This is a genomic window from Nostoc sp. (genome assembly GCF_035638895.1).
Taxonomy (GTDB): domain Bacteria; phylum Cyanobacteriota; class Cyanobacteriia; order Cyanobacteriales; family Nostocaceae; genus Nostoc.
The window spans coordinates 1-5,103 of sequence record NZ_DASQZC010000060.1; the positions used below are offsets into that span (position 1 = coordinate 1).

Consider the following 5,103-nt stretch of genomic DNA (forward strand, 5'->3'; position numbering starts at 1 on the left):
AAAATACCTTTCCTGTCATTGCGAGCGGAGCGAAGCAATCCCAGGCGATTGCTTCGCTCCGCTCGCAATGACTACACAAATTTTGCATGAATTTTTACCCCCTAAAAAGGCACAAAGTCAACAGCCTAGATTCAGACCCCACCTGATTCAAGTCCACCAAAAAGTGGTGGGGGTCTTAAACCCTTGGGCGTTGCCGCACGACTTGGGGATGGGGAGACAATTCCCCAAATTGTTTCCCCTAAACCACTCGAATCTGACCAAACATCGAGTTGTCGAGCAATTTTTACACAAACTTGTTGATGACGGCGGTGAGGAGTGCGAGTCACAAAGAGTTCTCCATTAATAATTTCATAGCGCGTCCACTCATTTTCGGGTAGAACCTCTAAATCGTAAATTGTCCAGCGTACTCCCTCAACGGCTTGGTTCATAATTGTCCCCGTTTGGCTCGTTGCCTTTATTTGTTTAATTTTATCTTTTCTTGGGACAAGGTAACTATGGGGTTTAAATTACAACCATAATTAAAAACGGAAGTTCAGGCAAAACTCTGTATGCTGACATTTACCCAACTTAAACCACCTAATTACGACGCCGCAGTTACTTTTACTCTGGCGCTAACAGCAGAAGAACGCACCCGCAGTCGTCATCGCTTTGAAACGGAAGATGGTATTGTATTTTTACATTTACCGAGAGGAACTGTCTTACACGATGGCGATATTCTGCAAGAAGAAACTCATAGCAGTTTAATCAGAATTACAGCTAAACCAGAACTAGTAGTGACTGCCTTTGCCCAAACACCACTTTTATTATTACGGGCGGCATATCATTTAGGAAATCGCCATGTACCTGTAGAAATTACCCCAACTTATTTACGCTTGTCTTCAGATTCGGTTTTACGCACCATGTTAGAACAACTGGGGTTAGAAGTTAAAGAGGAAATTTCACCGTTTCAGCCAGAATTAGGAGCTTATGGACAACACCATCATGCTCACTGATAGTCATCTTTTGAGTATTTTACAGTTGGCTAGTCCCGCTTTACCTGTGGGAGCATATAGTTATTCTGAAGGTTTGGAAATGCTGGTAGAAAATGGTACGATCGCTAACCACACACACCTCAAAGATTGGTTAAAAGCAGAGTTGCTTTACGGGGCAATTCGGTTAGAGGCGGCGGTAATGGTACGATCGCAGCAAGCGGCAAAAATGGGTGATCTAGAGTCGCTATGCCGTTGGAATCTGTGGTTATCCGCAGCTAGAGAAACAGAAGAATTACGCGCCTCTAGTTGGCAAATGGGGCGATCGCTGATCCAATTACTTGGTAAACTGGAACCGCAGATTATACCTATTGCCAATGCTGTAGGTAATCCTTGCAATTATGCGATCGCTTTTGGTATTGCCGTTGCCCATTGGCAAATCAGCATCCAAGCCGCATTACTAGGATATCTGCATAGTTGGGCAAGTAATTTGATTACTGCTGGTGTGAAACTCATTCCCCTTGGACAAACAGCAGGACAACGGTTATTGCTAGATTTGCAACCATTATTTAGCGTTGCGGCGTTAGAAGTTCTTGCGTTGGAAGATGATGAACTCGCCTGTTGTAGTTGGGGTTTGTCGCTGGCAAGTATGCAGCATGAAACGCAGTATACAAGGTTGTTTAGGAGTTAGTCATTGGTCATTAGTCGTTAGTCAAAAACTAAGAACTAATAACCATCTACCAAGGGAAAGTGACAAAGGACAAAGGACAAATAAAAATGAATGCATTTCGAGTGGGAGTTGCTGGCCCTGTGGGTTCGGGGAAGACGGCTTTGGTAGATGCTTTATGCAAGGGATTGCGTGAGCAGTATCAGATTGCGGTGGTAACGAATGATATTTATACTCAGGAGGATGCTCAGTTTTTAGTGCGTTCTCAGGCGTTGGCAAGCGATCGCATTTTGGGTGTAGAAACTGGTGGTTGTCCCCATACTGCTATTCGCGAAGATGCTTCGATGAATTTGGCGGCAATTGAACAATTAGAAGAACGTTTTATCGATTTGGATTTAGTCTTTTTGGAAAGTGGCGGTGATAATTTAGCTGCTACCTTTAGTCCAGAATTGGTGGATTTAACGATTTATGTTATCGATGTTGCGGCTGGTGATAAAATTCCCCGCAAGGGTGGCCCTGGTATTACTAAATCTGATTTGTTGGTGATTAACAAAACTGACCTAGCGCCATACGTTGGGGCAGATTTAAGTGTGATGGAACGAGATGCTAAAAAAATGCGCGGTGATAAACCTTTTATTTTTACTAACTTGAAAACTCAGTTAGGACTTGCAGATGTAATTAATTTTGTTTGCACAAATATTTGTTAAAAAATAATTCATAATTCAGGAGTCAGAATTAAGACAACTAATATCATGTCCGGTTGCTAACCCATAATTAATAAATTCCCTACTTCTTTATACTTAATACCAGGAACAAGGGTCATGATAAACCAAGTCGAATTTGGCGGTAAAGTTTCTTGTCCTCACCTCTACAAGTTTATAGGACTCATATCAATACGGTTTAGATAAGCTTTTATTCTCCCCCCCTGCTTCCTCTGCATCCCCTGCTCCCCCTGCCTGCCTCAACAGATAAATTTCTTAACTGAACCGTATTGGGACTCATATTTGATTTTTGAACAAAATTCAGTACACCTTTATTCCTTCTTCCTAGCCCCCAGTCCCCAATCCCCAGTCCCTTACCTCTACGAGTGATTCAGAGATCAAAGACGCTCGATAGCGCAGCGTTAGCGACGCAGGAGCGTCTGACTCGCTACCGCTTCGCTATCGGATTGCTATATGATAGTTTTGCCTTTCAATAGCTTGTTTTCTTGGGGAATATCAATTGTTTACTACAGGTCGCTTGAATATTTAGACTTAACCCTGTTTTCTCCCTTTGAGAGAATGCAATAACCGAAAGAGTTGCGAAGCTTTGTTTTCCAGTTTTTGTCTATAAACTTTAGTTTCTATTAGAAAATAAAGCTTTAAGTCTTGATGAAATCAAAGTTTTAGGCTTCGATTATTGTTTTTAAAGAGTGACAAAACAGGGCTAAGTACTACCACATTACAGACGGTATACGAAACTTTGGCTGTTTAAGCGGGTCGTGTCCCCAATCTTTTAAAGAGTACCGCAAGGCACCATGTTCGCTCTGCGCCTGAAGGTTTGTATTGATAATTCGTGCTGGGTGACTAAATTACGAGTTATCAATGACAGATTATCTTCTTCTGGGTCTGTTATCTAATAAATTAACCGCAGCACCAGCAGCAGCACCATTGACGCCATTTTTCCAGGTAGTTCTACAACCACCAGAAATTGCACCTGCCAATACACCAGCACCAGCACCTACACCGATATCTTGAACAGGTAAACGTCCGTTTCTTCTTTTGGCTCTGGTACGTCTTGCACCATTGGCAGCATTAACAGCAGCACCAGCAGCAGCGCCTTTAAAAGCATTATCTAATACCGAACCACAATTTGTTACAACCCCACTTAATACACCTGCCCCGGCTCCAATGGCTGCATTATTAAGAACTCGGTCATCAGCAGAAACAGGTTGAACCGGGATTAAGCTAGTACCAGCTAAAGTAGCAGCCATCAAGCCAGGTAGGAATGCGCGTTTTAGCATGTTTTGCATGGTAGTACCCTCTAAAAACCTTACGATTGGTGAAAAACCGAATTTCAGTGCGTTCGCTACTCCTCGTATTTCTAATTTTAGACCATAGCAATATTATCTAAAATAAAAATATTTGGATAATTGAACATACTAAAAAGTAATTTTAGCCCAAAGGTTGTTGTATTTACTGAATGGACAGTAATTAAACTGACACATTAATTAAAAAATAGTAAACCAAAAAGTTTTTCCTCAAAGAGCGATCGCTTCGCTAGATGGAGGCTAGTCCATCGTCTCCCCAATCGATTCTCTCTTTTGTTGCCGAGAGTCATTCTAATGTGGGCTATTGGGTGATGGGGTGGGGTGTTGGGAGGAAATCTGGCGCGGAGATTTGGTTTGGGAGGTTTTGCGTTAGAAAAGCTACTGGCTTTGACATTTTTGTGAGGCGGGTTTTTGGGAGTTGCGATCGCTAGGGGGATTAATTTATGGCACTGTTGGATGGAATGATTGCACAATTCAATTGCCGAATTGCGTGATTTTAGACAATATCAGTTATATTCTTAACCCAAAGCGAAAAACAGTTACAAAAAAGGTAGACACGACATGAGTAGCAAAACATCCAAGGTCGGGGTCATTGGTGCGGGGAATGTGGGTGCAGACGTAGCAAATGCTTTAGTGCTACTGCGTAAATGTGTAAGAGTCGTGCTTTTTGACCGAACCTTATCAAAAGCTGAGGGGCAAGCATGGGATATTGAAGACAGCATTCCCTTACTTGAAGAAATGGAGATTATACCATCAAATAAGTATGAGGATTTAGCTGATTCTGATGTAATTGTCGTAACTGCTGGGGTACAGAGGAAACCTGGACAGAGCCGATTAGAGACGTTGAGTGACAATGCAGAGATCATACGTTCGACGATGAAAGAATTGGATCGAGTTGCACCGAATTCAATTGTGCTTATCGTTAGCAATCCAGTTGATGTATTAACGCGGATTGCAATCGCCAGTTCCACCAGAGCAGAAAACCTGATTTTCGGTTCGGGAACCGTTCTTGATACTGCCAGACTGAGATATCAACTTGGTAAGCGACTGAATGTTGCAAAACAAGATGTTCATGTTTATGTGATTGGAGAGCATGGAGACAGTGAATTTGCCGTTTGGTCTAGTGCATTTATTGGGGGGATTGCATTAACGGAATTTCCAATACCACAAGGAGCGACGCTGGAGCAAATTCACCAAGAGTACGCAGAATTAACCCGTAAGCGAGGCTATAACATTTCTGAACGCAAAGGAAATACTAGCTATGGCATATCAATAGCAGTTTGTCAGTTAATTGATACCATCTTGCGAGATGAAAAACAGATATTTCCAGTATCAGTGAGAGCAGATTCTAACTATGGAGTTGGAACTGAAGTTGTTTTTGGACTTCCGTGTATCATTGGCTCAATAGGTATTGAGCGCCAACTGGTGTTACCAAGAAA

The 5,103-nt window shown here is 42.3% G+C and carries 7 protein-coding genes; 4 read left to right on the forward strand and 3 right to left on the reverse strand.

The window, feature by feature from the left end; all coding sequences use genetic code 11:
• Positions 1–131 precede the first annotated feature (131 nt).
• Positions 132–428 (reverse strand): Uma2 family endonuclease, encoded by a 297-nt coding sequence (locus tag VE944_RS02520; protein ID WP_324971792.1) that lies wholly within the window; start codon positions 426–428, stop codon positions 132–134.
• 120 nt (positions 429–548) lie between these two features.
• On the opposite strand from VE944_RS02520, the gene ureE reads away from it, so the two are divergent.
• The 3 genes from ureE to ureG all read left to right on the forward strand — a co-directional run bounded on the left by ureE (position 549) and on the right by ureG (position 2,342).
• The gene (gene ureE / locus VE944_RS02525; protein ID WP_324971795.1) at positions 549–992 is read left to right on the forward strand and encodes an urease accessory protein UreE; all 444 of its coding nucleotides are present in this window, start codon (positions 549–551) and stop codon (positions 990–992) included.
• Positions 967–1,659 carry an urease accessory protein UreF gene (locus VE944_RS02530; protein ID WP_324971797.1) on the forward strand — a complete coding sequence of 231 codons (693 nt, stop codon included), beginning with the start codon at positions 967–969 and terminating at the stop codon, positions 1,657–1,659. Before ureE ends, VE944_RS02530 begins: the two co-directional genes overlap by 26 nt.
• A gap of 86 nt (positions 1,660–1,745) precedes the next feature.
• Positions 1,746–2,342, forward strand: a complete 597-nt coding sequence (gene ureG / locus VE944_RS02535) for an urease accessory protein UreG (protein WP_324971800.1) — start codon at positions 1,746–1,748, stop codon at positions 2,340–2,342.
• Positions 2,343–3,226: 884 nt separating this feature from the next.
• Here the strand turns inward: ureG and VE944_RS02540 are convergent.
• Together VE944_RS02540 and VE944_RS02545 are read right to left on the reverse strand one after the other, a co-directional pair.
• Positions 3,227–3,646 (reverse strand): hypothetical protein, encoded by a 420-nt coding sequence (locus VE944_RS02540; protein ID WP_324971803.1) that lies wholly within the window; start codon positions 3,644–3,646, stop codon positions 3,227–3,229.
• A 194-nt stretch (positions 3,647–3,840) separates the two neighbouring features.
• Positions 3,841–4,137, reverse strand: coding sequence for a hypothetical protein (locus VE944_RS02545; RefSeq protein WP_324971806.1), 297 nt, complete (start codon positions 4,135–4,137; stop codon positions 3,841–3,843).
• An 88-nt stretch (positions 4,138–4,225) separates the two neighbouring features.
• Between VE944_RS02545 and VE944_RS02550 the strand changes: the two genes are divergently transcribed.
• The coding region (locus VE944_RS02550) for a malate dehydrogenase (protein WP_324971809.1) at positions 4,226–5,103 on the forward strand (878 nt) is incomplete at its 3' end.